The sequence below is a fragment of the Mesorhizobium sp. HAY1-8B genome, assembly GCF_056868045.1.
The window spans coordinates 3,000,574-3,027,409 of sequence record NZ_CP200321.1 but is presented as its reverse complement, the minus strand read 5'-3'; the positions used below and the strand labels follow the sequence as shown (position 1 = coordinate 3,027,409).

Genomic DNA, 26,836 nt, shown 5'->3' with positions numbered 1-26,836 from the left:
CCTAGCTGTCGAAGAAGACCGTTTCCTTCTCCCCCTGGAGATGGACATCGAAGACGTAGGTGTCGCCCTGGCGCTCGGCGATCAGCGTCGGCACGCGGACGCGGTGCTCGATACGCGCCAGGATCGGATCCCCGGCATTGGCTTCTTCCTCATCGGAGAAATACAGCCTTGTGTGCAGACCGAGATTGATGCCGCGCGCGACGATCCACAGCGTGATGTGCGGTGCCATCAGGCGGCCATCGCGGAACGGCACGCGGCCGGGCTTGATCGTCTCGAATGCGCAGACGCCGGTGTCCATGTCGGTCGGGCAACGGCCCCAGCCGAAAAAGTTCGGATCGGCGGCACCGCGCAATTCGGCCGGCGAATTGTAGAGCCCGTCCGCGTCCGCCTGCCAGATCTCGATCAGAGCGTCCTTGAGCGGCGTCCCGGTGCCGTCAAGCACCCGGATGCGCAGGCCGATGCGCTCGCCTTTGGTCTTGTCGTTGACCATGGTAGCGCCAAGATCGGTCGCATAAACGCCGCTGATGCCGCAGAAATTCGGCGTCAGCCCGATATGGACGTAAGGGCCCGCTGTCTGCGAAGGGCTCTCCTTCAGCCTGTCGAGCGACTGGGCCATCAATTGCCCTCCGGCCGGTTTTCGAACAGCGACGAGCGGCGCCCGCGCAGCACGATATCGAACTTGTAGGCGAGCGCATCCATCGGGATCGTCGCCTGCGTGTCGAGGACGGCCGTCAGCGCCTCGATGGCCGCCTTGTCGGCGATACCGCGAACGATCGGGCATTTCCAGATCAGCGGGTCGCCCTCGAAATACATCTGCGTGATCAGCCGCTGGCCAAAGCCATGGCCAAAAACCGAAAAATGGATATGCGCCGGGCGCCAGTCATTGGGGCCGTTCGGCCAGGGATAGGGCCCGGGCTTGACGGTGCGGAAGGCATAGAAGCCATCCTCGCCGGAAATGGTGCGGCCGCAGCCGCCGAAATTCGGATCGAGCGGCGCCAGATAGCCATCCCTCTTGTGGCGGTAGCGGCCGCCCGCATTGGCCTGCCAGAATTCGAGCAGCACGCCGGGCACGCCAATGCCACGTTCGTCAAGCACGCGCCCATGGACGATGATGCGCTCGCCGATGGCGCTCTCGCCCGGCCTGGCGAAATTATGGATCAGATCGTTGTCGAACTCGCCCAGCATGGCGTGGCCGAAGACAGGTCCCGCTGTTTCCGACAGTGTGTTGTCGAAGGACAAAAGCGCCTTCCGCGGCGAGCGCAGCACCGAACTCTTGTAGCCCGGCGTCAGCGCCGGCGGGTGCCATGTCCGGTCGCGCTGGAAGAAGGCGCCGGTCTCGGGCCTCCGGTTCGAGCCGGACTCAGCGGGCATTGTTGGCTCCGTCCATCTCCGAAAACACGTCCTTGGCGATCTTGAAGGCACGGTTGGCGGCCGGCACACCGGCATAGATGGCGACATGCAGGAACGCCTCGCAGATGTCGTTGCGCGTGGCGCCGGTGTTGGCGGTGGCGCGCACATGCATGGCCACTTCCTCATCATGTCCGAGCGCGGCCAGCAGCGCCAGCGTGACGATCGAACGCTCGCGCTTGGTGAGACCCGGTCGCGCCCACACCGTCCCCCAGGCGGCCTCGGTGATCAGTTCCTGAAACGGCTGGTCGAAATCGGTGGCCGCGACCTCGGCTCGATCGACGTGGCGGTCGCCGAGCACGGACCGTCGGACGTCAAGGCCTGTCCGATGTCTCGCCGTGTTGCCGGGGACTTCATCCATGGGCCTCTCCAGGGGCAAGCGATGCGACAAAACCGCGGATCAGCGCGACCAGCGCCTCCGGCCGCTCGATGCACGGAATATGTCCGGCGTTGCGGATGATTTCGAAACGTGCGCCGGGGATCAGTTCCGCCAGCGAGCGGACGAGATCGGGGGGCGTCGAGCCGTCCTGATCGCCGACGACGCAGAGCGTCGGTACAGCGATGCGGCGCGCGCTCTCGGTGAAATCGGCGTCGCGGACAGCCTTGCATGTCCCGATATAGCCCGGCAGCGCCTGCCTGGTCAGCATGTTGCGGCAACCGGCAAGGTCGGCGGGGCGCCCGGCATGGAAATCCGGCGTGAACCACACTTTCATCACGCCATCGGCGATCGCCTCGATGCCGTAGCGCTCCACGACCGCGATGCGGCTGTTCCAGCTTTCGGCGGTACCGATCTTGTGGGCGGTGTCGCTAAGGATCAGGCCCTCGATGCTTTCAGGACGGCGCATATGGAGGCCTTGCGCCACCATGCCGCCGACCGACAGGCCAACCAGCACGACCTGGTCGAAACCGAAGTGGTCGATGAGGGCGTTCAGATCGTCGACATGGTCGTTTATCGAGTGGACGCCGCCGCCAATGTCGGAGAGGCCATGGCCGCGCTTGTCATAGACGAGCAGCGGCATCTCGCCGGCCAAAAGCGCAACGACCTCGTCCCAGATCCGCAGATCGGTGCCGAGCGAATTGATGAACACGACCGGGGGCGTCTTGCCGTCCGCCTCGACATATCGATGGTGCAGCGTGATGCCGCCAATGGTGACGAATGGCACGATTTCGATCCTCCATCTCCACATTGCACGCCGCATTTGGTTCGGTAAAATGATATTTTGCGCCGTTTCATTAACTCAGGGGTTATCAAATTCATGCCCGGCAGCCGCATCCGGTTCCGTCACCTGCAAGCCTTCCTGGAAGTCGCCCGGCAGGGCAGCGTGGCCCGCGCCGCCGACCTCCTGCATGTCAGCGCGCCGGCGGTGACCAAGACATTGCGTGAACTGGAAGACGCACTCGGCATCGCCGTGGTCGAGCGCGACGGGCGCGGCATCCGGGTCACCAGGCTTGGCGAAATCTTCCTGGACCACGCCGGCTCGGCAATATCGGCGTTGAAGCGGGGCATCGATTCCGTTCGCCAAGACGGCACCATCAATCGCCACCCGATCCGCATCGGCGCGCTGCCGACAGTATCGGCGAAGGTCATGCCGCAAGCCATGAGCCTGTTCCTCAAGGAGAACACCGGAGCCGCGATCAAGATCGTTACCGGCGAGAACGCCGTGCTGCTCGAGCAGTTGCGCACCGGCGCGCTCGATCTCGTCGTCGGTCGGCTGGCGGCGCCCGAAAACATGACCGGTTTCTTCTTCGAGCACCTCTACTCGGAACAGGTGCTGTTCGTCGTGCGCGCCGGACATCCACTGCTGAGACCAGGAGCGGACATCTTCGCCAGGCTCGACGAATTCCCGGTGCTGATGCCGACCCGGGAATCCGTCATCCGTCCCTTTGTCGATCGCCTCTTCATCACCAATGGCATGACCGCGCCGGCAACCGAGATCGAGACGGTCTCGGATTCCTTCGGGCGTTCCTTCATGCGGCAGAGCAATGCTGTGTGGATCATTTCGGCCGGCGTGGTCGCCAACGAGCTCGCGAGCCGTGCCTTCGTCGCCTTGCCGGTCGACACCGCGGAAACCAAGGGGCCGGTCGGCCTGACGATGCGCACCGACACCGCGCCCTCGCCCGCCTTCACGATCCTGCTGCAGACCATCCGCGAAGCCGCAAGGCCGGGCGCCTGACCTTCGGCACGTTCATGCCATCAGGCCAGATCCGCGTGCCGACCGAGCGGCATCCGCGCGGCCATGTCGTGCCGGGCTCGCAAGGGCGCCAAGCTTGCCGCCGACGGCAAGGTCAGACAGCCAGTGACGGCGTGAAGCGAACGCTGGCGGATCGCGTCTGCCCGGGCGCCAGCATCATGCAGCCGGTGCTGATGTCGTCGTCGTTCACGCGGTTGAAGGCATCGGTGATGTTGCTGACCGGCTCGGCGCAAAAGAACGGCTCGCCCGGCGGCGTGTAGAGGACGAGGAAGTCGAGCGGTGCCTCGGCCTCCATGTCCAGTTGCCGTCCATGCTCCGGCCAGGAGATCCGGGCACGATGCGTCCATCCGGTGAAGACCGTGTCGAACTCCACCTCCGATACGTCAAAGCCGATGGATGGATCGGCCCCAGCCGGCGGCAGGACGTGACGGACGGGCAGGATCTCCGCATCAGTTTCCCACATGCCGGACACCGACGCCTGGACATGCGTCCACGGCGTCGACGGGAAATAGGGATGGAGGCCGAAGCCAGCCGGCATCGTCGCGTCCGACAGGTTGCGCACGGCAATGGTTATGGAAAGCGTACCGTCAGCCAGCGTGATCTCCTGCTCGGCTTCATAACTCCATGGCCAGGAATCGGCGGCGTGGCGATAGCGCAGGATGATCGTGCTGGCTTCGTGCCTTATGACCGTCCAAGGGTGGCGCCAGCCATGGCCATGCTCATGGTGCGGGTCCTCCGGCCGACTAGGCAGTTGGACCGTGCGACCCGCGAATTCGAAGCGTCCGGCCCTTATGCGATTGGAATAGGGGACGAGCGGGAAGCAGGCCATGGCGCCGGCATCGCGACGGCTGATCGCCGGCGGATCCGCCGGGCGTAGCCAATCCACGACAGAGCCAGCCTGCCACCACCGATACGATGCCACGGCGCCGCCGGCAGCAGGAGCAATGTCGACAGTCGCGATGCCGTCGCTGATTGAGACCAGTTCGGTGTGCCGCGCGGCGACGGCAGCGGAATTCTTTGTCATCGGCACTCCCCATCCCTTGACTCCGATCGCCATGGCTATAAGACATATCATATGAATAGTATGAAGAATAAGAAATCTTTCAGCACGGCGCGCACGTCACGGGTTGCCGTTGCGGTTTCCAGTGGTTCCACCGCGCTGCACGCGACCGTCGTCGAGCAGATCGGCTTGCGCATCGTCCAGGGCGACTTCCTGCCCGGCGAGGCCCTGCCCAATGCGGACGATTCCAGCGAGATGCTGGGCGTCAGCCGCACGGTGCTGCGCGAGGCGATCAAGGTGCTGGCCGGCAAGGGGCTGGTCGAATCGCGGCCGAAGACCGGCACGCGCGTGCGTCCCCGCTCCGACTGGAATTTCCTCGACCCCGACGTGCTGTCATGGCGCTACGCCGGCGGCATCAGTGCCGACGATGTGCGTGCGCTGTTCGAATTGCGCCGTGCCATCGAGCCGATGTCGGCCGCCCTCGCCGCCCAGCGCGCCAACCCGGCGCAGATCGCCGAGATCCAGGCGGCACTCGCCGAAATGGAAGCGGCGAGCGACGACGGCGACCGCTTCGCCAAGCCCGATCTGGTGTTCCATCAGACCATCCTGCGCATGACCGGCAATGAGCTGATCGGCTCGCTGGCCGCACTGGTCGAAACCGCGTTGGTGATGAGCTTTCGCCTCTCCAACGACAATCCGGATGGACAGCGCCACTCCTTGCCGCTGCATCGCGAGGTCGCCGAGAAGATCGCCGCCGGCGACGCGCTCGGTGCGCAGAAAGCGCTGCTGGTGCTCATCGACAATGCCGAGGACGATGTGCGCCGCAGCGTCGAGAACCGCAACAAACGCCGCAACGATCGGGGCCAGCAATCGTGACCGAGACCAAACGCAAACTGCGGTCCGAAGCCTGGTTCGGCGGTGAAGGCAAGAACGCCTTCATGCACCGCAGCTGGATGAAGAACCAGGGCATCCCGGCAGACGCCTTCGACGGCCGCCCGGTGATCGGCATCTGCAACACCTGGTCCGAATTGACCCCGTGCAACGCACATCTCCGCGCCTTGGCCGACCACGTCAAGCGCGGCGTCTACGAGGCCGGCGGCCTGCCGCTGGAGTTTCCGGTGATGTCGCTGGGCGAGAGCAACATGCGCCCGACAGCCATGCTGTTTCGCAATCTGGTGAGCATGGATGTCGAGGAATCCATCCGCGGCAATCCCATCGACGGCGTCATCCTTTTGGTCGGTTGCGACAAGACCACGCCAGCGCTCCTGATGGGGGCTGCCTCGTGCAACCTGCCGACCATCACTGTCTCCGGCGGGCCGATGCTCAACGGCAAGTTTCGCGGACAAGACATAGGCTCGGGCACGCATGTGTGGAAATTCGCCGAGGAGGTGAAGGCAGGGCGCATGCCGGTCGCCGACTTCCTCGCCGCCGAGCAAGGCCAGAGCCGGTCGGCGGGCAGCTGCATGACGATGGGCACCGCCTCGACCATGGCCAGCATGGTGGAAGCACTCGGCATCGGCATGCCGGACAATGCCGCGATTCCGGCGGTGGATTCGCGCCGCGGCGTGCTTGCCCAACTGGCCGGACGCCAGATCGTCGAGCTCGTTCGCCGCGACGTGACGATAGCGCAGATCCTCACCAGGCAAGCGTTCGAGAATGCCATCCGCGTCAATGGGGCGATCGGCGGTTCGACCAATGCGGTGCTGCACCTGATCGCCATCGCCAACCGGGTTGGTGTCGATCTCAGCCTCGAGGACTGGGACCGTCTTGGCCGCGACGTTCCGACGATTGTCGATCTGATGCCGTCGGGCCGATTCCTGATGGAAGACTTCTACTATGCCGGGGGGCTAGCCGCGGTCATGGCGTCGCTTGATGAAGTGGGGCTTCTTCATCGCGACGTCATGACCGTCAGCGACAAGACGATCGGTGAGCTGATCGATGGCGCGCCCAACTACAACCGCGAGGTCATCCGTCCGCTGAGCGAGCCGCTGACAGAGCAAGGCGGCATCTCGATCCTGCGCGGCAATTTGGCGCCCAACGGGGCCGTCATCAAGCCGTCCGCGGCGACGCCCGGGCTGATGCAGCATCGCGGCAAGGCTGTCGTCTTCGAGAACATCGAGCACTACTACGCCCGCATCGACGATCCGGAACTGGATATCGACGCCTCTTCGGTGATGGTGCTGAAGAACTGCGGACCGCGCGGCTATCCTGGCATGGCCGAGGTCGGCAACATGCCGCTGCCGGCCAAGCTGCTCAAGCAGGGCGTCTCCGACATGGTGCGCATTTCGGACGCACGCATGAGCGGCACGGCCTACGGCACCGTCGTGCTGCATGTGGCGCCTGAAGCGGCGGCAGGTGGCACGCTGGCGCTGGTGCGCGACGGCGATCTCATCGAGCTCGACGTCGCCGGCCGCCGTCTGGAATTGCTGGTATCGGACGAGGAACTGGCGATCCGCCGCCGCGACTGGAAGCCTCCGGCACCGCCCGAAGGCGGCTACCAGAGCCTCTATGTCGAGCGCGTTCTGCAGGCGGACAAGGGCTGCGATTTCGACTTTCTCGTCGGCCGGCGCGATGCCGGCATTCCCCGGCATTCCCACTAGAGGCTCGCGATGACGGATCCAATCGGCAGCTACGCGACCTATCCAAGCCTCAAGGGCCGCAGCGTCTTCATCACCGGCGGCGGTAGCGGCATTGGTGAAAGCCTGGTGCGCCATTTCTGCGCGCAAGGCAGCCGTGTGGCTTTCGTCGATCTGGCCGAGGAACCGTCCCGGCGGCTCGTCGATGCGATCGCGGCCGAGGGACATGACGCGCCGCTGTTCATTCCGTGCGACCTGCGCAATGTCGAAGAGCTGCAGGCGGCCACCACGCAGGCAGCGCGGCACAATGGCCCGATCCAGGCGCTTTGCAACAATGCCGGCAATGACGACCGGCATCAGACCAAGGACGTCACGGTCGCCTATTGGGACGACCGCATGGCGGTCAATCTGCGCCACCAGTTCTTCGCGGCGCAGGCGGTGCGCCCACAGATGAGTGTGCAGGGCGGCGGCTCGATCATCAATTTCGGCTCCATCACCTGGATGGTCGGCGATCCCGATTGCCCGGCCTATGTCACCGCCAAAGCCGCTGTTTACGGCATGACGCGGGCGTTGGCCCGTGAACTCGGCCCCGAGCGCATCCGCGTCAACTGCATGGTGCCTGGCTGGGTGATGACCGAGCGCCAGATGCGGCTGTGGCTGAACCCGGCCGGCGAACGCCAGATCGCGGAAAGGCAGTGCCTGCCGGACCGGCTGCAGTCCTCCGATATCGCGCGCATGGCGCTGTTCCTCGCCGCCGACGACAGCCGCATGTGCACAAGCCAGCAGTTCATCGTCGATGCGGGTTGGGTGTAACCCGCACGGCCCCAAGGGAAGAAGGGTATTTCATGCGTCTTGTTCAGTTCAGAATGCCGGATGGCAGCAGGCGGGTCGGTCGTGTCTCCGATGACGGCAATCGCCTGCATCCGCTCGAAAAGACCGCCAGCGTGCTGGACCTTGCCGAAGCGGCGATCGCCGAGGGTGTGTCCATCGCCTCGCTGGTCGAAAAGCGGGCGGGCGCCGCGACAGTCGACTATGACGAGCTGTTGCGCGATGGCTGCGTGCTCGCCCCGCTGGACCACCCGGAGCCGGCGCGGTTCCTGGTCACCGGCACCGGCCTGACCCATACCGGAAGTGCCGCCGCGCGCAACCAGATGCATGTTCTGACCCATGGCGAAGGTGCCGAGGAATCCGATTCCTTGAAAATCTTCCGCATGGGCTTGGAGGGAGGCAAGCCCGGCGCCGGCAAGATCGGCATCCAGCCCGAGTGGTTCTTCAAGGGCGTCGGCACCTGCATTGTGCCGCCTGGCGCGCCGCTGCCGATGCCGGCATTCGCGAAGGCCGGGGCAGAGGAAGCCGAGATCGTCGGGCTTTACCTGAATGGTCCGGACGGCCATCCCCACCGCATCGGCTATGCGCTCGGAAACGAATATTCCGACCACGTGACGGAGGGCGAGAACTATCTCTACCTCGCGCATTCCAAGCTGCGCTCCTGCTCGATCGGCCCTGAACTGCTGATCGGCGAGCTGCCGAACGAAGTGCGCGGCTATTCCCGCATCCTGCGCGACGGCACCGTCATCTGGGAGCAGGAATTCCTGTCGGGCGAGGCGCACATGTCGCACTCGATCGCCAACCTCGAACATTTCCATTTCCGCTACCCGATGCACCGCAGGCCGGGCGATCTGCATGCCTATTTCTTCGGGGCGGCGGTGATGAGCTACGCCTCCGGCGTCAAGACGGCTTCCGGCGACGAGTATGAAATCCAGGCACAGACATTCGGCAAGCCGCTCCGCAACCGAATGGTGTCGGTGCCGGACGAGGGGCTGGTCACCGTCACCCAGCTGTGACGGCAAAAGTCCGATAATTACGGTCCACCAGAACGACAATGGGAGATTAAAAATGGGACTGAAGAAAGCGTTTCTAAGACTGGCGACAATCGGGCTCGGCATCGGCCTGATGACATCGGCCGCACTGGCCGCGAACCTGCGGGTTCTGGCTTGGGACGGCTACGCCGACCCGGACTGGGTGAAGGACTTCACGGCCGCCACCGGCATCGGCGTCGATGTCGTCTTTATCGGCAGCGACGACGAGATCTGGGCCAAGATCAAGGGCAGCGAAGGGCAGGATTTCGACGTCTTCGCCGTCAACACCGCTCAGCTGCAGCGCTACATCAAGGCCGATCTGGTGTCGCCGATCGACATCACCAAGCTGCCCAACCAGAAGGAAGTGCTGCCGCGCTTCCGTGATCTGTCGCAGGTCAGCGGCGACACCAAGGACGGCAAGGTCTACGGCATTCCCTTCTGCTTCGATTCCATCGGGCTGATCTACGACACCGACAAGGTCAAGCCGGCGCCGACTTCGATGTCGGTGCTCTGGGATCCGGCCTACAAGGGCAAGATCCTGGCCTATGACAATGGCGAACACAATTTCTCGTTCACCGCACTGACGCTCGGCTACAAGGATCCGTTCAACCTCAATGAGGAGCAGATGGCGGCGGTCAAGGCCAAGCTGGTCGAACTCAAGCGCAATGTGCTGAGCTTCTACACCACCGCCGACGAGGCGCAGCAGATCTACCAGAACAATGACGTTGCCCTGATCTGGGCCAATTACGGCCAGCAGCAGGTCAAGGCACTGCAGAAGATCGGCGCCCACGTCGCCTACATCAATCCAAGCGAGGGCGCGCTGGCCTGGCTGGACAACTGGGTGATCTCCAAGGGCGTCCGCGACAATGCGGCGGCCGAGAAGTGGATCGACTTCATGCTGACGAAGAAGGTCAGCGGCGAGCTTTCCGAGCGCACCGGCTTCGGCAACACCGTGGTCGAGTTCGAGCAGCGCCGGCAGCAATGACAAGCTGGTCTGGCTCAATAATGTCGAGGACCCGCTCAAGCGCTCGGATCTGTGGAACGAGGTCAAGGCGACGCCCTGATCCTTTCCGCACCTGATTTCGAAGGACCCGGCGGTCCGGACGTTCCGGACCGCCGCAGCGTATGCGAGACTATATCATGAACCAGAACACCGACCTGCTGACGCTGCGGTCCGTCTCGAAATCCTACGGCACGGTTCCGGTGCTGCACGACATCGACCTGTCGATCAAGGACGGTGAGTTCCTGACCGTGCTCGGGCCTTCGGGTTCGGGCAAGACGACCGTCCTGCGGCTGATCGGCGGGCTGGAGCCTCTGACGTCGGGCGAGATCCGCCTCAACGGCCAGGACATCAGCCGCATGCCGATCAACAAGCGGCCGTTCAACACCGTGTTCCAGGACTATGCGCTGTTCCCGCACATGACCGTTTCCGGCAATGTCGGCTACGGGCTTTCGGTGCGCCATGTGCAGCGCAAGGAGACCGCGCGCCGTGTCGCGGAGGCGCTGGAACTGGTGCAGCTCGGGCGTTTCGCCGACCGCTTCCCGGCACAGCTTTCCGGGGGCCAGCGCCAGCGCGTCGCCCTCGCCCGCGCGCTGATCTGCCAGCCACGCCTGATCCTGCTCGACGAGCCGCTCGCGGCCCTGGACCTTGAATTGCGCCGGCAGATGCAGGAGTTCCTGAAATCCATCCAGCGCGAGATCAAGACCACCTTCCTGTTCGTCACCCATGACCAGGAGGAGGCGATCGGCATGGCCGACCGGATCTGCGTCATGCAGGCGGGGCATATCCGCCAGATCGGCACGCCGCACGACCTCTACTACAAGCCGAATTGCGAGTTCGTGGCGCGCTTCTTCGGCGAGAACAATCTGGTGGCCGGGAAACTCGGTCCCGTCCAGGGTGACCTGCGATCGATCGAGACCGCGCTTGGGCGCCTTGTCTGTTCGATCGGCGGTCTGCCGCATTTACAAGCCGCGCCAGATGGTGCCGGCGCCTTCGCGGCGTTCCGTCCCGAAGCCTTGCATCTTGCCGACGCCAAGGACAGCGGCAACCGCTTTTCCGGCACCATCGCGGACGTGGCCTTTGCCGGCTCGTCGACCGTCGCCACAATCGCCTCGGGTGCCGACGATGCCGCGCAACGCCTGCGGCTGCGCATGCCGAGCCGGATCGGCGGCAGCGCGCTGAAATCCGGCGAAACGGTCTCGCTCTGCTTTGCGCCGCATGAAGGCCACCTGGTGCTGGCATGAGCGCGGCCACCACGACACAGCCCTCACAAAGGCGCTTGTCGCTGCTGGTGACGGTGCTGGCCTTCGCCTTGCCTGTGATCTTCGTGCTCGTGCCGCTGGCGATCTTCCTGGTCTACAGCTTCTTCAGCGTCGACCAGGGCACGATCGTCTACGCGCCGACGCTCGGCAATTATGTCAGGTTCTTCACCGACCCGATCTTTCTGCCGGTGTTCTGGAACACCATCGTGCTGTGTTTGTCGGTGGCCGTCATCTGCATCCTGCTCGCCTATCCCGCGGCCTATTTCCTGACGACCCTTAGAGGGCGGTGGCGCTATGCCTTGCTGATGCTGCTGCTGGTGCCGCTGCTGATGAGCTACGTGATCAAGATCTACGCGATCCGCAGCATCCTCGGCCTCAACGGCTTCCTCAACAAGGCGCTGGTGGCGCTCGGCATATTGCAGCAGCCGTCGACACTTTTCGTTTTCAACATGAACGCCATCCTGTTGACGCTGAGCCTGCTTTTGATCCCCTTCGCCATCCTGCCGATCTTCCTGTCGCTGGAGCGCATTCCCCAGACCCTGCTGCGCGCCTCGGATGATCTTGGCGCCAGCCGCTTGCAGACGTTCCTGCGCATCACCTTGCCGCTCAGCCTGCCCGGCGTCGCCTCGGCGGCGAGCTTCGTCTTCGTGCTGGCCATCGGCGACTTCCTGACGCCGCAAATGGTCGGCGGGATCAGCGGCTTCACCTTCGGCCGCATCCTCTACAGTCAGTTCGGCACGGCCTATAACTGGCCGTTCGGCGCCGCGCTGTCGGTGGCGCTGGCGATCGTGGTGATCTGCGCCATCCTCATCGGCGAACGCTTCGGACGCAACCGGGGGACGTCGATATGAACGCCCTGCCCCGGCCCTCCACCATCTTCCTGGCCGCGATCACAACGCTGGTCGCGGTGCTGCTCTACAGCCCCCTGTTCGTGCCGATCGTGTCGTCGTTCTTCACCATCTCGCATGGCGATGTCGACTGGTCGTCGCCCACCCTCTCTACCTATCGGGCGCTGGCCGGGAACGACGACATCCTGGCTGCCCTGCGCACCACGCTGATCGTCGGCGTTTGCACCGTCATCCTCTCGGTGGTCAGCGGAACGCTGCTGGCGCTTTACTATCACGGCCGCCGTTCCGGACGCTCGGTCCTGCAGTTCATCATCTTCCTGCCCTTCCTGATGCCGCCGATCATCAGCGGCCTGGCGCTGCTGATCTTCTTCCGCGAGATCGGCCTCGAGCGCTCGCTGCTGACAGTCGTCATCGGCCATACGGTCTTCGTGCTGGCGATCGTCTACCGAACCGTGCTGATGCGCCTGCAGTCGATGAGCCGCACGCTGGTCGAAGCGTCCTACGACCTGGGCGCCACCGGTTGGCAGACCTTCTGGCGCATCATCCTGCCGAACCTGTCGAGCGCAATGGTCGGCGGCGCTATCCTGGCCTTCGCGCTATCGTTCGACGAGACAATGATCACCATCCTGGTCACCGGCACGCAAAGCACGCTGCCGGTCAGGCTGTGGGCGATGATGCGGCTCGGCTTCTCACCCGACATCAATGCGCTGGTGGCGCTGATCCTGATGTTCACCGTGCTGCTCTGCGTGCTCGCCGCCCGCTTTCTGATCCCCAGGCAGATGGCGACGGAACGCACCTGAGTTATCGGAGACCCGTCATCGTGCGAAGGTCGTCGGATCGAGATCGAAGACACGCCCCCGGTTAAGAATGTTCTTCGGGTCTAGAGCCATCTTCAGCCGCCGCATCGTGGCGATCTCGGCGTCGCTGCGAACCAGATGCAGCCACTGCTTCTTGTCGAGGCCGATGCCGTGCTCGGCTGAAACGCCGCCGCCCGCCACCGCCACGCCGCAATAGATGATGCCGTAGGCCGCCGCCGGATCGGCAGTGCGCACCTGATAGTGCAGATTGCCATCGCCGAGATGGCCGAAGACATAGATCTCGGCGTTGGGGTCAAAGGCGCGGATCGCGGTCTCCGCTTCTTGCAGGAACGCCCCCATCCGTGCCAGCGGAATGCTGATGTCGACGCTGATCAGGCCTCTGATCGAAAACAGGACGCGATTGGCGTCTTCCCGCACGTCCCACAGCGCCCGGAATTCGCGCGCCGACTGAGAGACCACGACATCATCGACCACGCCATCCTCGACCGCCTGCATCAGGACTTCCGCGAAGCGCTCGCTGTCGCGTTCGGGCTCGCTGCCCTGGATCTCGGCCAGCACATAGACCGGTGAGCCGGCCGGCAACGGCGCCGGCATCGCCATGCTGCCAACCATGAGGTCATAGAGCGGCGCGAAGTTGACCTCATAGGCGGACAATAACGGACCGAGCTTTTGCCGCAACAGCCCAAGCAGGGCGATCGCCGCATCGAGCGAAGCGAGCGCGCAGAAGGCGTTCACCTCGGAGGCCGGCTTCGGGTGTAGCCTGAGCGCGGCGCGGGTGACGACGCCGAGCGTCCCTTCCGCGCCGATGAAGAGCTGGCCGAGGTCGTAGCCGGAATTGTCCTTGGGCAGACCCTTCAGCGAGGACAGCACGCTACCGTCGGCAAGCACGGCCTCCAGTCCCAGCACCTGGGCACGGTACATGCCGTAGCGCAGCACACGGATGCCGCCGGCATTGGTGGCGATGTTGCCACCGACCGTGGCCGAACCGCGCGCGCCGATATCGACGCCGAACATCAGCCCGGCACCATCGGCCGCCTCCTGCACAGCCTGCAGCGTCGCACCGGCTTCAGCGATGATGGTGGCGGCTTGAGCGTCCGGCGCGGCGAGGCCGCTCATGCGTTCCAGCGACAGCACGATCTCGCCCGGCTGGACGCGTGCGCCGCCGGCCAGCCCGGTGCGTCCGCCTTGGACGACGACCGGCTGGCCGAGAGCGTTGCACCCGGCGAGTGCCGCCGCGACACCGACGGTATCGCGCGGGCGCAGCACCACTTCGGGCAGCACGCCAAGCTTGCCGTCTGGATCGTCGCGATAGCGCTGTTCGACATCGGAGCCGGCAAGCACGCCGCCCGCGCCCAGCCGATCGCCGAGCGCGGAGAGAAGTCGTTCCGTTTCAGGCGACATCGGGATCAGGCGCTTGCGTGGCGAAGCACAGCGTCTGCATCCATTGATCGGACGGGCCGATGAGTATTCGATCCGACACGCTCGCCATCCTTCAATTGCAGCCGGCCGATCCTATTCTTGATCGCTTGCCGTGCAAGCGATATCGCCTGCCCCAAGCGATGCCGGCATCAGTCGCGACAAGATGCGATTGATGCCGGAAGCACTGTTTCCAGCTCACTGAAGCTTGGCCTGCAGCGCGTTGACGTCGTCGGTGGTCATTTCGCCATCGGTCGTCACCTTGCCGTCGACGATCTTCCACAACCGGAACGGGCCGGTGATGTCGCCATATTTGTCGAAGGCGACCGGGCCGATGACGCCTTCGTAGCGGATCGGCTTGCCGTCCTTGATCAGGCCGAGCGCCTTGGCGAACTCCTCCTTGCCGGCAAAGATCGGCGTGCCGGCCGGGTCGACCGCCTTGTACATCGCGTCCTTGATCTTGGCCGGATCCTCGGAGCCGGCAATGGCGATGGCGAGGCCGACGATGACGCCGGCATCATAGGACCGGTCGGCCGCCGGATTGGACGGCTCGATGCCGGAGAATTCCTTGTAGTTCTTCATGAAATAGTCGGTGGAGGCGGTCGGGCTGGTTCCCGACGACGTGCCATAGGCGTCCTTCAGATAGTCGGCGCCGACGGACTCGATGAAATCAGGGCTGTTCATGCCGTCATTGAGCAGGAATTTCTGCACGCCGCCCTGCGAAATCCAGGTGCGGGCAACGGTTGCGCCGTCGACCGGCGTGCTGACGAGATAGAGCCCGTCCGGCTCGCCGGCCATCGCCGCCGTCACTTCCGAGGCATAGCTGGACTGCTTCTCGTTGTAGGGCGTGTCGGAGACGATGGTACCGCCGAGCGCTTTGTAGGCGCGCGAGAATTCGGCCACCATGTTGACGCCGAAGTCGTTGTTGACGTGAATGATCGACAGCTTCTTGAAACCCTTGTCGATGGCGTATTTGGCGGCGGCGACACCCTGCAGCGCATCCGAGGTGATGGTACGGAAGAAGATGCCGTTGGTCTTGCCGTCGCGGCCGAGTGCGGTCAGCGTCGGCGAAGAGGATGCCGGCGAAACCTGGACGATCTTGGCCGGTGCGGTCACCGAGGTCAGGATCGGGATCGACACCGAGGAGATAATACCGCCGATGATGACCGGCACTTTCTTGACCTGAACCAGCTGGGTTGCGGCGTCGACCGCGATATTGCCCTGGCTCTGGCTGTCGCGCGTATCGGTCGCGAGGTCGCAGCCGCGTACCCCGCCGGCTTCGTTGATGTCGCGGAAGGCCATTTCGACCGACTTGGCACCGGCCTGGCCGTATTCGCCGGCCGGGCCGGTCAGTTCCATGACGAGGCCGACGGTGATCTTGCAATCGGCGGCCTGCGCGGCGCCCGCCATTGTGACGAGAGCGAGCGCGGTGGTGAGTTGGAGTATTGTCTTTCTCATTGTTGTTCCCCTTAAGTTGTCAGGCAATAATTTGATCTCTGGAGCGTGTTCAGCGTTCCGGCATCTGCAGCCAGGTTTCATGCAGATGCCGCCATTCGACACCGTTGGGCGCCGATGAACTGGAGGTGAAGACGGCGCTCGACTGGCGGCGGGTGTGCTTGCCGCCACGCAATTGCGCCTCGACGTAGAAGACGACAATCGTGTCCGCATCCCGCCAACCGGGCCGGATGTCCTCGATCGAAATGGCGAAGCCGTCATCGCACGTGGCGCGGCTGGAGCGGACATGATCGACGACAGCAGCGCGATCAAGCACTTTGCCGTCCGGTGCGACCATGCTGAAGCCGTCGCCCATGGCACGCTCGAAGCGCGTGAAATCCACCGTGTCAGCGCGCGTGGCGACGAACCAGTCGACGAAGAAGCGATGCAGGCCGACGACCTCGGCGCTGGCCTGCGAAAACAGCGTCGCGTTGGTGGCGCTCATGTGCGGCCTGCATTGAGATTGTAGTGCATGATCGAGCCGTGGCGGCCGTGGCGGTCACGCTCCAGCGTGTAGACGTCGCCCAGGGGGCCTCGGCCTTGCGCGATCACGGCCGCGATCTTGGCCCGGTCATCGACATCGAGCGCGACATCCATGATGCCCGCGTTAGCCAAGGCATGCGCCTGGTTACGGGCGCCGACGACAACCGCGGCGACTTGCGGCTGCTCGAGCACCCAGGCGCTGGCGATGGTGGCGATGTCGACACCGTGGCGATCCCCGACGGCCTTCAACGCCTGGAGCAGTTGCTGGAACAGGTCCCAGCCGCCGAAGTCGTCGATGATCAGCTTGTATTTGACCAGCGAGCGGTTTTCGAGCGGCGTGGCGGGTTCGGCCACGCCGAGCCACTTGTCGCTGAGAAAGCCACCCGCCACCGAACCGTAGCAAAGGAAGCTGACGCCGTTTGTCTTCGCAAGCGCGGCGAGGCTGTGAGCGGGCCGCTGGTCAAGCACGGAATATTGCAGCTGCTGGCTGACCAGCGGAATGCCGGCGGCGAGAATCTCGGCGAGCCGTGGCGTGTCGAAATTGGTGGTGCCGAGATTGCGCACCTTGCCCTCCCGGCGAAGCTCGTCGAGCCAGCCCATCGCTTCGACATAACGAGGCTGGTCATAGTCCCACCAGTGGAACTGCACGAGATCGAGACGCTCGGTCTTCAGCCGCCGCAGCGACTGGTCGACGATGCCCCTGATGTAATCCCGGCTGATGCTGGTCAGCCTTTCGAGGTCGGGCACCAGCTTGGTGTGTACCTTCATCCTGGCCGCGACATCGAGGCCGCGTTCGCTGGCCAGTCGCAAGCGGGCGGCGCCGATCAGTTCCTCGACGCCGGTGTAGATGTCGGCACAGTCATAGGTCCAGATGCCGGCGTCGAAGGTGGCGATCAGGTCGGTCACCGCCTGGCCGCGGTCGATGGCCCCGTGCCCACCGGCGAGTTGCCAGCCGCCGCGAATGACGCGGGAGATCGTGTAGCCTGGGCCGAGTTCGAAGGTCTTGGCGGTCATGTCTGCTTATCCTCCTTCGGCAGCGGCACGGCCGTGGTCTCGGCATGGCTGAACCGCCGCTTGGCAAGCCTGACGATCCGCAGACGGCTAGCGCAATTGGGATCGGGACAGGCGATCTCGGCGTCCGAGGTCATCCAGTCATTTGGATGGGTTGGCCGCTGCTTTGCGGCCAGCAGCGGAAGCACGGCGGCAAGCGAGTAGATCGAGAAACCCTGCCCCGCCGGCATCGACAGCATCTCGCCCTTGAGTTCGAAATAGTCTCCAGCCTTGGCGCCGCAATAGATCGGCTTGCCCTCGGGGATGACCGCCTCGACGCGAAGGTCGAAGAGTTCGAAACCGTCGTCGGCCATGTCAGGCCTCCACCAGGCTGAAGGTGATGTCGCAGGTGCCGTTGCGGCGGATCAGCCCGCATGCGGCGGCGAACTGATCGCGCTCTTCGGCGCGCACTTGCGCCACCACGCTGCCGGCCAGCCAGCCGATCGGGAACAGAAGCCGCGCGCCCTGCCCATAGAACAGACCAATGTCGAAGATAGCATTGGGATTGCCGCCCCACATGCGCGGCGGCACATAGGACAGCACGATGTCGCCGGGCTGAGGCGTCAGCGTCGCGTTCTCCGCAGGCAATGGCCTGGCATAGGCTTGCCCCTCGATATCGGCAGCGGGAACCGGGCAGGAAATTTCCGGTCCCGTCCACATGGCGTGGATGCCCGGAACGACACGCGGCGTGCCGAGATATGCCTTGAGAAAGGCAGCGTTTTCCGGCGCCTTTTCGGCCAGCAACAGTGCCGTGACCGCAAGCTTCGAGCGTGGCTCGGTGATTCTGATGGCGGTCATGTCTGATCTTTCGAGGAGGCCGATTGCAGCTTGCTGCGCAGGAAGGTGAAAGGCCGGCTGATGTCAGCGACCAGCGACTCGCGCGCTGCCTGTGCATCCTGCGTGGCCAGCGCCGTGACGATGCGGCGGTGATAATGGGCGGTGTCGACCTCGCCGGCCTCCGAGAATGCATAGATGGCGACGCGGATGCATGGCCCCGATTGCAGCCACAGGCTCTCGATCATCGGGATCAGCACCGCCGAGCCGCAGCAGCGATAGATCTCGAAATGAAAGCTCTGGTTAAGCATCACTTCGCGATCAACATCCTTCTTGTGCTTCAGCGCCCGCATCTCGTCCCATTCGCCGAGAATGGTCTCGATAGTGGCGATCTGGCGCGAACCCATGCGCGCGGCGGCCAGCGCGATCGCCTCACCCTCGATCAGGATGCGGGCCCGAAGGAGATCGTCGAGCCGTTCCAGCGTGATCGGCGGCACACGCACCGAGCGGTTGGGCAGCGCTTCGAGTGCCTTCTCCGTGATCAGCCGGCCAAGCGCCTCGCGCACCGGCATGGTCGACGTGACCAGTGCATCAGCAAGCCCACGGATGGTCAGCACCTGGCTCGGTTCGAACAGACCGCCGATCAGGGCGCGGCGCAATTCCGAATAGACACGGTCCTGCACGGTTTCGCGGCCGACCGGAGCAAGCTGGGCAGCGATCGCCTCGTTGTTCTTTTCGATGGCAGCCTTTTGCATGGAATCCCGTTCTTGGCCGGTTTTCGGCTTGCGGACGAAATTAAAGCCGAATAGCGTGATCAACGCAAGTGTGATCACAAATCAAAAATAGGGAGACGGCAACGACCGTCTTCGGCCAGAGGGTTGATGAGCGAGGCAGCGGAGCGCCAAGGGCAGGAGGCCCGTGCGTCGGTTCTGACAGCAAGCAACGTCGTCAGACGATTCGGCGGCCTTGTCGCCGTCAACGATGTCTCGTTCGACGTCAAAGCCGGAGAGATCCTTGGCCTGATCGGGCCGAATGGCGCCGGCAAGACAACGATGTTCGACCTGCTTGCCGGCAGTATTCTGCCTTCCAGCGGTGACATCCTTATCAACGGCGTGCGCGTCTCCGGCGAAGCCGCGCATCTGCGCATCGGCCGTGGGCTTGGCCGCACCTTCCAGATCCCGCGCCCGCTGCCCAATCTGACACTGATCGAAAACATCATGCTGGCCGCGCAGGGCCAGGCCGGCGAAAGGCTGCTCGCCAACTTCGTCACGCCGTGGCGGGTGGCGGCGCAGGAAGAAGCGGCCAGGGCCAAGGCGCTGGACCTTTTGGAACTCGTCACTCTCACCCATCTCGCGCATGAGCCGGCGCGTGTGCTGTCCGGCGGCCAGCGCAAGCTGCTGGAACTCGCTCGCGTCATGATGGCCGACCCGGCGATCATCCTGCTCGACGAACCGGCGGCCGGCGTCAACGCGACGCTGCTGGAAGTCATCATCGACCGCATCCGCGACATCAACGCGCGTGGCATCACCTTCCTGCTGATCGAACACAACATCGACATGGTGACGCGGCTTTGTCACCGCGTGCTGGTCATGGCGAGCGGCCAGTTGCTCAGCGAAGGCACGGCGGAAGAAGTTGCCCGCGACCCGCGTGTCATCGAGGCCTATCTCGGGGGCACCGCATGAGCGAGACCGTCCTCGACGTGCGCGACCTCGAAGCCGGTTACGAGCCTGGCGTGCCGATCGTGCGCGGCGCCTCGATCATCGTCAGAAAAGGCGAGATCGTCGTCGTCCTCGGCCCCAACGGCGCCGGCAAGTCGAGCTTCATCAAGGCGATCGCCGGCCTTGTCCCGATCACCGGCGGCAGGGTGTTCCTGGACGGCAAGGACATCACCGCCGTGCCCGCCCACACCATGGTTCGGCTTGGCCTGGCCTTCGTGCCGCAGACCGAGAACATCTTTCCGCTGATGTCGGTCGAGGACAATCTCAGGGTTGCCTGCGGCATCCTCGAGCGGCGCGAAATCCCCGGCCGTATCGAGGAGATGTATGCCACCTTCCCCGACCTCGTCCGCCAGCGCCGCACCGCCGCCGGCAACCTCTCTGGCGGACAACGCCAGATGCTTGCAGTCGCCCGGGCGCTGATCGTCCATCCCAAAGTGCTGGTGCTGGACGAGCCGTCGGCCGGCCTGTCGCCGAAATTCGTGTCGATGGTGTTCGAGATGCTGGCCGGCATCCGCAAGTCCGGCGTCACCATCCTTTTGGTCGAACAGAACGCCAAGGCGGCACTGGCCATCGGTGACCGGGCCTATGTGCTGGTCGAAGGCAAGGACCGACACGAGGGTGTTGCTTCCGAACTGTGGAACGATCCTGTGGTCGCCGAACTCTATCTCGGCCAGCGCCCTTCTCACATCAGCAAGGGAGGCGCGGCATGAGCCTGCAATTTGTCGTCGACGGACTGCTGACCGGTTCGATGATCGGCCTTGGCGCCATCGGCGTGACGCTGACCTATTCGATCCTGCGCTTCTCGAATTTTGCTCATGGCGACTTCATGGCCTGGGGCACCTATGCGACGCTGGCCGTCGTCAGCGCCATTGGTGCGACTTTCGGCAAGGTAGCACCCATCGCGCCGCTATCCTTCGGCTGGCCGCTCCTTGTCGCACTGGTCATTGGCATGGCGTTCACCGCTCTGCTGGCGCTGCTGCTCGACAGAGTGCTGTTTTCGCGGCTTCGCTCGCAAGGGCAAGCCATCATCGTGGTGATGGCGAGCTTCGGCGCCTCGATGGCGCTCAGAAGCCTGCTCGAATTCACCTTCACCTCGCGGCCGACCTATTTCAGCCGGGCGATCCAGATCGCCATGCCGGTCGGCTTCGGCATCCGCATCACCCCTGACCAGATCGCGCTGCTGCTGCTGACCGCCATACTCGTGCTCGGCGTGCATCTATTGATGACGCGCACGCAGACCGGCCGCTCCATGCAGGCATTGAGTCAGAACGCAGCATTGGCCCGCATCGTCGGCATCGACGTCGCCAGCGTGGTGCGCGTCACCTGGATCATTGGCGGGGCGCTGGCCTGCGTCGCCGGCGTGATGATCGGCATCCTGGTGCAGATCCGCCCGTTCATGGGCTTCGACATGCTGCTGCCGATGTTCGCCGCGGCCATCCTCGGCGGCATCGGCAGCATCCCGGGCGCCGTGCTCGGCGGCCTGATCATCGGGCTCGCCGAAGCCGGAGCGGTGCAATTGATCGGCGCCGAATGGCGCGCCGCCGTCTCCTTCATCATCCTGATGGCGGTGCTGTTCGTGCGGCCGATCGGCCTTTTCGGGGTTCGGGAAAGATGATCGATCTCATCGGTTACGGCGCCTTCTTCCTGACCACCGCACTGATCTTTTCGCTGGTCACGCTGGGGCTCAATCTGCAGTGGGGGCTGACCGGGCTGTTCAATGTCGGCCTCGCCGGCTTCGTCGCCATCGGCGCCTACACCTCGGCCTTGCTGACCACACCGGATGATGCGGCACGGCTGGGTGGCTTCGGTCTGCCGATCCTGGTCGGCTGGCTGGGCGCCATGGTGGTCGGCGGCATCGCCGCCGCCCTGACCGGCATGGCGACATTGCGGCTGAGGTCCGACTATCTGGCGATCACCACATTCGGTGTCGCCGTCGTCGTGCAACTGGTCGCGCTCAATGCGCAGAAGCTGACCGGCGGGCCGTTCGGTATCGGCTTCATTCCGCGTCCCTTCGGCAGCCTTGCCGAGACGCCGCTGCTGTTCAACCTGTCGAACCTTGCCGTCGTCTGCGTCGTGACGCTGATCGCCTATCTCGCACTGGAGCATCTGTCGCGCAGCCCGTGGGGACGCGTGCTGAAGGCGCTGCGCGAGGACGAGCGAGCGGCGATCTCGCTCGGCAAGAGCGCGCGTTTCTACCGCGTCCAGGCCTTTGCCGTCGGCGGCGCCATCATGGCGCTGGCAGGTGCGTTGCAGGCGCATTTCACCGGCTTCATCGCGCCGGACAACTATCTGCCGATCCTGACCTTCCAGGTCTGGGTCATGCTGATCGTCGGCGGCTCGGGCAGCAATCTCGGCGCCGTCATCGGCAGCATCCTGGTATGGGGGATCTGGGCCGGATCGGGCACGCTGACCAGCGTGTTGTTTGCGCCCGAGCAGCAGGCGCGCGCCGCCTCGCTGCAGATCGTCGCCATCGGAGTCATGCTCTGCGTCATCCTGCTGAGCCGACCGAACGGGCTGTTCGGCGACAGGCCACGGCGGCCACGCCTGGACAAGCGAGCGAAGGCGGTCGCGACCAAGGGCAGTTCCGGCTCATGAATGCCGTGACCCGGCGGGAGGCACATGGCGTTTCGCTCTGGCACGCTGTCAGCCGCGACCGCCGCCAGCGGTCGCCACTACAGGGCGAGATCAATGTGGACCTTGCCATTGTCGGCGGCGGTTTTTCCGGCCTCTCGACCGCATTGCATGCCGCGGGGAAAGGGCTTTCCGTCGCGGTCCTGGAAGCCGAAATCATCGCCTGGGGGGCGACCGGCCGGAATGCCGGCTTCATCGTGCCGAACTTCGCCAAGATGGACCCGGACAACATCCTTGCACATCTCGGCCTCGAGCGCGGTGAACGCCTGATCGACTTTGCCGCCGGTAGCGCCGACCTCGTCTTCGACCTGATCCGGCGGCACGGCATCGACTGCGGCGCCGTGCAGAACGGCTGGATCCAGCCGGCGCATTCAGCGGCAGCTTTCGAGAAGGTCAAATCGCGCGCCGGGCAATGGGCACGGCGCGGCCGACCAGCCGTTACCCTAGATCAGCAGGCCGTCGCGGCGCTGACTGGCGCGCGCGGCTATGTCGGCGGCTGGATGGATCGTTCGGGCGGCGTGCTCAATCCGGTCGCCTATGCGCACGGGCTCGCCGATGCGGCGGAGAAGGCCGGCGCGAGGATCTTCGAACGGACGCACGTTGCCTCGATCGATCGTGTGGCCGATGGCTGGTCGCTGAAAACGCCATCGGGCTCGGTGCGTGCCGGCAAGGTGCTGGTCGCCACCAACGCCTATGGCGGGTCGCTCAATCCGTTGCTGCAACGGACCTATATTCCGCTGAAGGTCTTCCAGATCGCAACCGGGCCCCTGCCGCGCGAGGTGCGCACGCGTCTACTCCCCGGCGGGCAAGGCGTCGGCGACACCAGGCGCAATCTCTTCACCTTCCGCTTCGATGCCGAGAACCGGTTGATCAGCGGCGGCATGCATATTCTGAACGCCGGCGCCGATACGCGCGTGCCGCGAGCGATCTGGCGGCGGCTCGCCCGGCATCTCGATTTGCCTGACCTGCCGCCGCTTGCCTATAGCTGGTCGGGGATGGCCGCGGTCGAACCGGATTTCCTGCCGCACCTCATGGACCTCGGGCCGGGGCTGATCGCCGGCCGCGCCTGCAACGGGCGTGGCATTGCCATGACGACGGCGATGGGCAAGGTGCTGGCCGACTGGGCCGCCGGAACCGAGGCGCGTGATCTGCCGCTGCCCTTTGCGCCGCCAGCGCCGATCCCGTTCCATACGCTGCTGCGGCACGCACCCAACATGCTGCTTGGCTGGAGCATGCTGCGCGACCGAATGGACGAGGCTGGATAGCGTGCCTGGCCGTGCGGGTGATCAGTCGGTCGTGCGAAGATTTTCGGAGAGAATTGCGGCCGCGACGGCGATGTCTTCTTCGAGGGATGCTCGAACCACCGAACCGCTGTGCTGCTGCAACGCGGCAACGATCCTGCGATGCGCATCGTTCGACTGCGGGATGTAGCGATCGGCCTGCATCAACAGCTTGAGATAGGGCCCTACCCGCCCCCAGAGGTCGCGGATCATGTTGAGCAGGATCGGCGCACCGGCATGCTGGTAGATGGCGAAATGGAAGGCCTCGTTCAGCGTGAGGTAGGCCCTGGCGTCATCAGCCTCGACGGCGCGCTGCATGCCGTCGAGCGTGACCTGCAGCTCAACCAGCCCGCTTTCTGTCATCCGCGAGGCGGCCATCTCGCCCGCCAGCCCCTCGACGGCGATGCGGATGCGCGTCAGTTCCTCGAAGGCAGGCAAGGATAGCAAGGGCACGATGACCGAGCGGTTGTTCTGCATCTCGAGCAGGCGCTCGGCGACAAGCCTCTGCAGTGCCTCGCGGATCGGCGTCGTCGATATCCCGAACGTCTCGGCGAGCTTGCGGATGACCAGTGTCTGGCCTGGGCTGAAGCCACCTGAAATCAACTCCTGCTTGAGCGCGCCATAGGCGCGGTCGTTCAGGGTCTGATGTTCAAGCTTCAGCATGCGCGGCCCGCTCCGGTCACCAGTTCGACAAGGCGCGATCGAGCGTCTCGGCCAGTTGCTCGGCATTGTCCCTGGCGAACGGCAGAGGCGGCCTGATCTTCAGCACATTGCCGCGCGGACCGCAGGAGGAGATCAGCACGCCATCCTCGCGCATGGCTTCGACAACCGCCGATGTCTTGGTGGCGGCCAAGGCTTCGTCGCCCTCCGCCGTCAACTCGACGCCGAAATAGAGGCCATTGTGTCTGACATCACCGACCATAGCGTGCCGGCTCTGCAGGGCGCTCAACAGGTCAGCCGTATAGGCGCCGACCATGCGCGCATTCTCGATCAGACCCTCGCCTTCGATCACCTCGAGCACGGCAATGCCAACGGCCGCCGCGACCGGATTGCCGCCGAAGGTGTTGAAGTAGCCGGTGTTGGAGCCGAAGGATGAAACAAGCCGCGGTCGCACCAGCACCGCGCCCATCGGATGGCCGTCGCCGATCGGCTTGCCCATGGTGACGACGTCGGGCTCGAGGCCATAATTGGCAAAACCCCACATGCCCTGGCCAAGCCGGCCGAAGCCGGACTGGACCTCGTCGGCGATTACGATGCCGCCAGCCTTCCTGACGTGATCCGCCGCCTCGCGCATGACAGCCGCATCGGGGAAGAAAATGCCATCGCTGGAGAAGGCCGAGTCGAGCAGCAGCGCCGCCGGACGAATGTTCTGCGCACGCATGTCCTCGATGGCGGCCGCGACATTCCTGGCGAAATCGCGTGCGGCGCGGCCATGGTCGCGGAACGTGTCCGGCGCTGCCACGGTCCGGTGGTGCGCGGGCACGCCCTTCGCCCCGACCGCTGCAGGTGACAGCTGCGCGGTGGCGATCGTTGCACCGTGATAGGCGAAGTCGGTGATGATGACGCCGCTGTTGCCAGTGGAATGCTGGGCGATGCGGATCGCGAGATCATTGGCCTCGCTTCCGGTGCAGGTGAACATGGCGTGGCCGAGATGGGCCGGAACGGTGCCGAGCAGTTTTTCCGCGTAGTCGAGGATGATCTCGCTCAAGTAGCGTGTGTGCGTGTTGAGCGTGGCGGCCTGGCCCGACAGCGCCTCGACGACGCGCGGATGGCAGTGCCCGACCGAGGCGACATTGTTGTAGGCGTCGAGGAATTTGCGCCCCTGCGCATCGTAGAGCCAGACGCCGCTGCCGCGCACCAGATGGATCGGGTTGCGGTAGAAGGCGCGGTAGGTCGGCCCAAGCAGTCTGGCGCGACGCTCGAGCAGCGCGCGGTTGGATGCCGTCGCGTCGGCGTTTGCAGGGTTTGGCGAGGATTGGGACACGAGCATCTACTCCGGATTAGAATGGTCGAGGAAATAACGGCGGGCATCGATGGACGACAGACCGTCCAGCCGTTCGAGCGAGGCCCAGACTTCCGCGCCGTGGCGCAGGACATAGTCGCGTTTGGCTGGGAAACGTTCCGCCTGCCAGGTGGCGATGTTCACGATGAGCGCAAGGCGGGCACGGATCAGATTGAAAAGAATGCCGATCTCTTCGACCTCGAGCGGCTGCACCGATTGATAGCCGGCGACGAAGCGCGCCGCCGGCGCCAGTGGATGGCCTTCCGCCGGCCAGCGATAGACGGCGCCGATGGCGAGGTCACAGATCAGCGGCGAGTGGATCATATCGCCGAAATCGAGGATGCCGCTCACGACCTCCGGCCGCGAAGCGTCCATCACGACATTGTAGGAATTCATGTCGTTGTGGACGATCTGGGCGCGCAGTTTAGGGATTACCGGTGCCGCATGCGCCTCGAAGGCGTCGATCGCACGTTCGACCATGGCGCGCCGGCCAGCGTCAGTGATATGCGCCAGCATCGGCCGCGTCTTGGTGACCTTGCGGATATCCCAGAGCAGGTCACTGCCGGCGGCAGGATGGAAGAAACCGCGCAGCGCGCGACCGAGGCGGGCGAGGAAGATGCCGAGATTGCGATCCTGCGCCGCCGATGCCGGCGAGCGCGAAAGCAACTGGCCGGGCAGATAGGTGACCAGCCGGATGATACGCGGCGCCGACCCACCGATGCTGACCGTGAATTGGGCCTCGCCTTGCAGGCTTTTGCGTACCGAGGGAACCGGCAAGGCTGGGTCGACCGCCAGGATATGGTCGAGCGCCTTGTTCTGGAAGTCGGTGAAGCCGGCCTCCTCGGCTGGGTGGGAAACCTTCAGGACGAACTCGCCGTCGCCTTCGGTCTGGATGTGGAAATTGTGGTCGCGTTCGCCCGGCAGCGGCACGCGCTACCGACGAGGCCATAGTGCCGGCGCAAGATGGCAAGCGCGTCGGCGATCGAAACGTCGGGCGCGTCCTCGGCGAGCGTTTCACCGAAACCG

Annotated in this window: 29 protein-coding genes; 14 read left to right on the top strand and 15 right to left on the bottom strand. The window is 64.6% G+C overall.

What is annotated here, in order from left to right:
* Position 1: 1 nt before the first annotated feature.
* Genes pcaG through pcaD form a run of 4 tightly spaced genes read right to left on the bottom strand, consistent with a single transcriptional unit; the run spans position 2 to position 2,570 of the window.
* The gene (gene pcaG, locus AC1VON_RS14185; protein ID WP_483123672.1) at positions 2–616 is read right to left on the bottom strand and encodes a protocatechuate 3,4-dioxygenase subunit alpha; all 615 of its coding nucleotides are present in this window, start codon (positions 614–616) and stop codon (positions 2–4) included.
* Positions 616–1,371, bottom strand: coding sequence for a protocatechuate 3,4-dioxygenase subunit beta (gene pcaH / locus AC1VON_RS14180; protein ID WP_483123669.1), 756 nt, complete (start codon positions 1,369–1,371; stop codon positions 616–618). The genes pcaG and pcaH overlap by 1 nt, the downstream gene beginning before the upstream one ends.
* The gene (gene pcaC / locus AC1VON_RS14175; protein ID WP_483123666.1) at positions 1,361–1,768 is read right to left on the bottom strand and encodes a 4-carboxymuconolactone decarboxylase; all 408 of its coding nucleotides are present in this window, start codon (positions 1,766–1,768) and stop codon (positions 1,361–1,363) included. Before pcaC ends, pcaH begins: the two co-directional genes overlap by 11 nt.
* The gene (pcaD, locus tag AC1VON_RS14170) at positions 1,761–2,570 is read right to left on the bottom strand and encodes a 3-oxoadipate enol-lactonase (RefSeq protein ID WP_483123663.1); all 810 of its coding nucleotides are present in this window, start codon (positions 2,568–2,570) and stop codon (positions 1,761–1,763) included. The genes pcaC and pcaD overlap by 8 nt, the downstream gene beginning before the upstream one ends.
* 93 nt (positions 2,571–2,663) lie before the next feature.
* On the opposite strand from pcaD, the gene pcaQ reads away from it, so the two are divergent.
* A complete protein-coding gene (gene pcaQ / locus AC1VON_RS14165) occupies positions 2,664–3,581 on the top strand; it encodes a pca operon transcription factor PcaQ (protein ID WP_483123659.1) in 918 nt (305 codons plus the stop codon).
* Positions 3,582–3,693: 112 nt separating this feature from the next.
* Here pcaQ and AC1VON_RS14160 read toward each other — a convergent pair whose 3' ends face one another.
* A complete protein-coding gene (locus AC1VON_RS14160) occupies positions 3,694–4,623 on the bottom strand; it encodes an aldose 1-epimerase (protein ID WP_483123654.1) in 930 nt (309 codons plus the stop codon).
* A gap of 60 nt (positions 4,624–4,683) precedes the next feature.
* On the opposite strand from AC1VON_RS14160, the gene AC1VON_RS14155 reads away from it, so the two are divergent.
* From AC1VON_RS14155 to AC1VON_RS14120, 8 genes are all read left to right on the top strand, one after another.
* Entirely contained in the window at positions 4,684–5,475 is a 792-nt protein-coding gene (locus AC1VON_RS14155) for a FadR/GntR family transcriptional regulator (RefSeq protein ID WP_172351570.1), read from the top strand.
* Complete coding sequence (locus AC1VON_RS14150; protein WP_483123645.1) at positions 5,472–7,199, top strand: IlvD/Edd family dehydratase; 1,728 nt, start codon at positions 5,472–5,474, stop codon at positions 7,197–7,199. Before AC1VON_RS14155 ends, AC1VON_RS14150 begins: the two co-directional genes overlap by 4 nt.
* 9 nt (positions 7,200–7,208) lie before the next feature.
* On the top strand, positions 7,209–7,988 hold the full coding sequence (locus AC1VON_RS14145; protein WP_483123641.1) for an SDR family NAD(P)-dependent oxidoreductase: 780 nt from the start codon (positions 7,209–7,211) through the stop codon (positions 7,986–7,988).
* Positions 7,989–8,020: 32 nt separating this feature from the next.
* Positions 8,021–9,019: an AraD1 family protein gene (gene araD1, locus AC1VON_RS14140; protein ID WP_483123638.1), complete on the top strand. Its 999-nt coding sequence runs from the start codon at positions 8,021–8,023 to the stop codon at positions 9,017–9,019.
* A 52-nt stretch (positions 9,020–9,071) separates the two neighbouring features.
* On the top strand, positions 9,072–10,019 hold the full coding sequence (locus AC1VON_RS14135; RefSeq protein ID WP_483123634.1) for an ABC transporter substrate-binding protein: 948 nt from the start codon (positions 9,072–9,074) through the stop codon (positions 10,017–10,019).
* A 155-nt stretch (positions 10,020–10,174) separates the two neighbouring features.
* Entirely contained in the window at positions 10,175–11,278 is a 1,104-nt protein-coding gene (locus AC1VON_RS14130) for an ABC transporter ATP-binding protein (RefSeq protein WP_483123632.1), read from the top strand.
* Positions 11,275–12,147: an ABC transporter permease gene (locus tag AC1VON_RS14125; RefSeq protein ID WP_483123628.1), complete on the top strand. Its 873-nt coding sequence runs from the start codon at positions 11,275–11,277 to the stop codon at positions 12,145–12,147. The genes AC1VON_RS14130 and AC1VON_RS14125 overlap by 4 nt, the downstream gene beginning before the upstream one ends.
* A complete protein-coding gene (locus AC1VON_RS14120) occupies positions 12,144–12,944 on the top strand; it encodes an ABC transporter permease (protein WP_483123625.1) in 801 nt (266 codons plus the stop codon). Before AC1VON_RS14125 ends, AC1VON_RS14120 begins: the two co-directional genes overlap by 4 nt.
* 15 nt (positions 12,945–12,959) lie before the next feature.
* On the opposite strand, the gene AC1VON_RS14115 is transcribed toward AC1VON_RS14120, so the two are convergent.
* The 7 genes from AC1VON_RS14115 to AC1VON_RS14085 form a co-directional block, all read right to left on the bottom strand.
* Entirely contained in the window at positions 12,960–14,363 is a 1,404-nt protein-coding gene (locus AC1VON_RS14115; protein ID WP_483123622.1) for an FAD-binding oxidoreductase, read from the bottom strand.
* Between the two features lie 213 nt (positions 14,364–14,576).
* Positions 14,577–15,836, bottom strand: a complete 1,260-nt coding sequence (locus AC1VON_RS14110) for an ABC transporter substrate-binding protein (protein WP_483123618.1) — start codon at positions 15,834–15,836, stop codon at positions 14,577–14,579.
* Between the two features lie 49 nt (positions 15,837–15,885).
* A complete protein-coding gene (locus tag AC1VON_RS14105) occupies positions 15,886–16,317 on the bottom strand; it encodes a DUF4440 domain-containing protein (protein WP_483123614.1) in 432 nt (143 codons plus the stop codon).
* Positions 16,314–17,369 carry an aldo/keto reductase gene (locus tag AC1VON_RS14100; RefSeq protein ID WP_483123612.1) on the bottom strand — a complete coding sequence of 352 codons (1,056 nt, stop codon included), beginning with the start codon at positions 17,367–17,369 and terminating at the stop codon, positions 16,314–16,316. The genes AC1VON_RS14105 and AC1VON_RS14100 overlap by 4 nt, the downstream gene beginning before the upstream one ends.
* Positions 17,366–17,719, bottom strand: a complete 354-nt coding sequence (locus AC1VON_RS14095) for a TIGR04076 family protein (RefSeq protein WP_483123607.1) — start codon at positions 17,717–17,719, stop codon at positions 17,366–17,368. The genes AC1VON_RS14100 and AC1VON_RS14095 overlap by 4 nt, the downstream gene beginning before the upstream one ends.
* Position 17,720: 1 nt before the next feature.
* Positions 17,721–18,203, bottom strand: coding sequence for a DUF3830 family protein (locus tag AC1VON_RS14090; RefSeq protein WP_483123605.1), 483 nt, complete (start codon positions 18,201–18,203; stop codon positions 17,721–17,723).
* Positions 18,200–18,934 carry a GntR family transcriptional regulator gene (locus AC1VON_RS14085; RefSeq protein ID WP_483123603.1) on the bottom strand — a complete coding sequence of 245 codons (735 nt, stop codon included), beginning with the start codon at positions 18,932–18,934 and terminating at the stop codon, positions 18,200–18,202. Before AC1VON_RS14085 ends, AC1VON_RS14090 begins: the two co-directional genes overlap by 4 nt.
* 126 nt (positions 18,935–19,060) lie before the next feature.
* On the opposite strand from AC1VON_RS14085, the gene AC1VON_RS14080 reads away from it, so the two are divergent.
* The 5 genes from AC1VON_RS14080 to AC1VON_RS14060 are packed head-to-tail and all read left to right on the top strand — an operon-like array spanning position 19,061 to position 23,793.
* A complete protein-coding gene (locus AC1VON_RS14080) occupies positions 19,061–19,861 on the top strand; it encodes an ABC transporter ATP-binding protein (protein WP_172351584.1) in 801 nt (266 codons plus the stop codon).
* Positions 19,858–20,607: an ABC transporter ATP-binding protein gene (locus AC1VON_RS14075; RefSeq protein ID WP_483123601.1), complete on the top strand. Its 750-nt coding sequence runs from the start codon at positions 19,858–19,860 to the stop codon at positions 20,605–20,607. Before AC1VON_RS14080 ends, AC1VON_RS14075 begins: the two co-directional genes overlap by 4 nt.
* Positions 20,604–21,512 (top strand): branched-chain amino acid ABC transporter permease, encoded by a 909-nt coding sequence (locus AC1VON_RS14070; RefSeq protein ID WP_483123599.1) that lies wholly within the window; start codon positions 20,604–20,606, stop codon positions 21,510–21,512. The genes AC1VON_RS14075 and AC1VON_RS14070 overlap by 4 nt, the downstream gene beginning before the upstream one ends.
* Positions 21,509–22,492, top strand: a complete 984-nt coding sequence (locus AC1VON_RS14065) for a branched-chain amino acid ABC transporter permease (protein ID WP_483123596.1) — start codon at positions 21,509–21,511, stop codon at positions 22,490–22,492. The genes AC1VON_RS14070 and AC1VON_RS14065 overlap by 4 nt, the downstream gene beginning before the upstream one ends.
* Positions 22,489–23,793, top strand: a complete 1,305-nt coding sequence (locus tag AC1VON_RS14060) for an NAD(P)/FAD-dependent oxidoreductase (RefSeq protein ID WP_483123592.1) — start codon at positions 22,489–22,491, stop codon at positions 23,791–23,793. Before AC1VON_RS14065 ends, AC1VON_RS14060 begins: the two co-directional genes overlap by 4 nt.
* A gap of 21 nt (positions 23,794–23,814) precedes the next feature.
* On the opposite strand, the gene AC1VON_RS14055 is transcribed toward AC1VON_RS14060, so the two are convergent.
* From AC1VON_RS14055 to AC1VON_RS14045, 3 genes are read right to left on the bottom strand one after another with little or no spacing between them, the layout of a single operon-like run.
* On the bottom strand, positions 23,815–24,471 hold the full coding sequence (locus tag AC1VON_RS14055) for a GntR family transcriptional regulator (protein ID WP_483123589.1): 657 nt from the start codon (positions 24,469–24,471) through the stop codon (positions 23,815–23,817).
* A 16-nt stretch (positions 24,472–24,487) separates the two neighbouring features.
* Positions 24,488–25,798 (bottom strand): aspartate aminotransferase family protein, encoded by a 1,311-nt coding sequence (locus AC1VON_RS14050; protein ID WP_483123585.1) that lies wholly within the window; start codon positions 25,796–25,798, stop codon positions 24,488–24,490.
* The gene (locus tag AC1VON_RS14045) at positions 25,799–26,740 is read right to left on the bottom strand and encodes a phosphotransferase (protein ID WP_483123581.1); all 942 of its coding nucleotides are present in this window, start codon (positions 26,738–26,740) and stop codon (positions 25,799–25,801) included.
* Positions 26,741–26,836: the final 96 nt, after the last annotated feature.

Bases quoted from the DNA above. Each gene is read 5' to 3' on its own strand.
- pcaG (WP_483123672.1), bottom strand. From the start codon at position 616: ATGGCCCAGTCGCTCGACAGGCTGAAGGAGAGCCCTTCGCAGACAGCG.
- pcaH (WP_483123669.1), bottom strand. From the start codon at position 1,371: ATGCCCGCTGAGTCCGGCTCGAACCGGAGGCCCGAGACCGGCGCCTTC.
- pcaC (WP_483123666.1), bottom strand. From the start codon at position 1,768: ATGGATGAAGTCCCCGGCAACACGGCGAGACATCGGACAGGCCTTGAC.
- pcaQ (WP_483123659.1), top strand. From the start codon at position 2,664: ATGCCCGGCAGCCGCATCCGGTTCCGTCACCTGCAAGCCTTCCTGGAA.
- AC1VON_RS14160 (WP_483123654.1), bottom strand. From the start codon at position 4,623: ATGACAAAGAATTCCGCTGCCGTCGCCGCGCGGCACACCGAACTGGTC.
- AC1VON_RS14155 (WP_172351570.1), top strand. From the start codon at position 4,684: ATGAAGAATAAGAAATCTTTCAGCACGGCGCGCACGTCACGGGTTGCC.
- AC1VON_RS14145 (WP_483123641.1), top strand. From the start codon at position 7,209: ATGACGGATCCAATCGGCAGCTACGCGACCTATCCAAGCCTCAAGGGC.
- araD1 (WP_483123638.1), top strand. From the start codon at position 8,021: ATGCGTCTTGTTCAGTTCAGAATGCCGGATGGCAGCAGGCGGGTCGGT.
- AC1VON_RS14135 (WP_483123634.1), top strand. From the start codon at position 9,072: ATGGGACTGAAGAAAGCGTTTCTAAGACTGGCGACAATCGGGCTCGGC.
- AC1VON_RS14130 (WP_483123632.1), top strand. From the start codon at position 10,175: ATGAACCAGAACACCGACCTGCTGACGCTGCGGTCCGTCTCGAAATCC.
- AC1VON_RS14125 (WP_483123628.1), top strand. From the start codon at position 11,275: ATGAGCGCGGCCACCACGACACAGCCCTCACAAAGGCGCTTGTCGCTG.
- AC1VON_RS14120 (WP_483123625.1), top strand. From the start codon at position 12,144: ATGAACGCCCTGCCCCGGCCCTCCACCATCTTCCTGGCCGCGATCACA.
- AC1VON_RS14115 (WP_483123622.1), bottom strand. From the start codon at position 14,363: ATGTCGCCTGAAACGGAACGACTTCTCTCCGCGCTCGGCGATCGGCTG.
- AC1VON_RS14110 (WP_483123618.1), bottom strand. From the start codon at position 15,836: ATGAGAAAGACAATACTCCAACTCACCACCGCGCTCGCTCTCGTCACA.
- AC1VON_RS14105 (WP_483123614.1), bottom strand. From the start codon at position 16,317: ATGAGCGCCACCAACGCGACGCTGTTTTCGCAGGCCAGCGCCGAGGTC.
- AC1VON_RS14100 (WP_483123612.1), bottom strand. From the start codon at position 17,369: ATGACCGCCAAGACCTTCGAACTCGGCCCAGGCTACACGATCTCCCGC.
- AC1VON_RS14095 (WP_483123607.1), bottom strand. From the start codon at position 17,719: ATGGCCGACGACGGTTTCGAACTCTTCGACCTTCGCGTCGAGGCGGTC.
- AC1VON_RS14090 (WP_483123605.1), bottom strand. From the start codon at position 18,203: ATGACCGCCATCAGAATCACCGAGCCACGCTCGAAGCTTGCGGTCACG.
- AC1VON_RS14085 (WP_483123603.1), bottom strand. From the start codon at position 18,934: ATGCAAAAGGCTGCCATCGAAAAGAACAACGAGGCGATCGCTGCCCAG.
- AC1VON_RS14080 (WP_172351584.1), top strand. From the start codon at position 19,061: ATGAGCGAGGCAGCGGAGCGCCAAGGGCAGGAGGCCCGTGCGTCGGTT.
- AC1VON_RS14075 (WP_483123601.1), top strand. From the start codon at position 19,858: ATGAGCGAGACCGTCCTCGACGTGCGCGACCTCGAAGCCGGTTACGAG.
- AC1VON_RS14070 (WP_483123599.1), top strand. From the start codon at position 20,604: ATGAGCCTGCAATTTGTCGTCGACGGACTGCTGACCGGTTCGATGATC.
- AC1VON_RS14065 (WP_483123596.1), top strand. From the start codon at position 21,509: ATGATCGATCTCATCGGTTACGGCGCCTTCTTCCTGACCACCGCACTG.
- AC1VON_RS14060 (WP_483123592.1), top strand. From the start codon at position 22,489: ATGAATGCCGTGACCCGGCGGGAGGCACATGGCGTTTCGCTCTGGCAC.
- AC1VON_RS14055 (WP_483123589.1), bottom strand. From the start codon at position 24,471: ATGCTGAAGCTTGAACATCAGACCCTGAACGACCGCGCCTATGGCGCG.
- AC1VON_RS14050 (WP_483123585.1), bottom strand. From the start codon at position 25,798: ATGCTCGTGTCCCAATCCTCGCCAAACCCTGCAAACGCCGACGCGACG.